The organism is Mesorhizobium sp. M7A.F.Ca.US.014.04.1.1 (assembly GCF_003998745.1).
Lineage (GTDB): Bacteria > Pseudomonadota > Alphaproteobacteria > Rhizobiales > Rhizobiaceae > Mesorhizobium > Mesorhizobium ciceri.
In genome coordinates this window covers 1-839 of sequence record NZ_RZRW01001210.1, presented here as the reverse complement: position 1 = coordinate 839, position 839 = coordinate 1, and the positions used below count along the sequence as shown (strand labels likewise).

General features: G+C 60.2%; 1 protein-coding gene. It reads left to right on the top strand.

Going from position 1 to position 839, the window contains the following annotated elements:
- Positions 1-242 precede the first annotated feature (242 nt).
- Positions 243-839, top strand: a 597-nt coding sequence (locus tag EOA22_RS35625) for an ABC transporter permease (RefSeq protein WP_164756276.1), incomplete at its 3' end; no start/stop codon positions are given.

Sequence of the window (839 nt, the reverse complement as noted above, 5' to 3'; positions counted from 1 at the left end):
GCAGCAACTAACCCACGATGACGGCGGCAGCATCGTGCTGGTCTTCAACAATTTCGTCAGCGCCCAATCCAAAAAGCTCGCACACGGTGATGTGGCGCCCAACTGGGAGAACGATGGACTGAAAATGGCCGAACGCTGGTGGATCGCCACGGCATGAGATGGCGGGCCGGAGCCGCGATGGTTTTGAGGCTCCGGTCAGCTGGCTCCGAGTGCAGGGTTGCCGCCCAGGAAACGCCACGCACATGAACCCCGTCGCAAGAACGGTCCTGCAGCGCCTTGGCCTCGGTCTGGTCACTTTGTTTATCGTGTCCATCATCATCTTCTCTGCGATCGCGATGCTCCCAGGCGACTTCGCCAAGGCCACGCTCGGGCAGTCGGCGACGCCCGAAACGGTCGCCGCGTTTCAGCGGGAGATCGGCATCGATCGTCCGCCTGTCGAGCGCTACTTCGCTTGGATCGCCCAGATGCTCCATGGCGATTTCGGCTCTTCGTTTGCGAGCCGCACCGGATATCGGCGTACCGTGGCCGAGATCATCGCACCCCGCCTCTACAACACGATGTTCCTTGCAGCGGTGACGGCGCTGATAGCCGTTCCCCTGGCCTTGGGGCTTGGCATTCTGGCTGCGCTGTACCGCAACGGCTGGTTCGACCGGCTGGTGAATGTCGCGACACTGACAACCATTTCATTCCCGGAATTTTTCGTCGCTTATATGCTCGCCTACCTGGTGATCTCGCGCGACACGTTCATCGGATCCGATTTCGCTCAAACGCTGCCTCATTGGCTCACTGTCTCGCTGAACTGGGCGCTCAATGCGGTTCCCAAATTTCCGACATTGTCG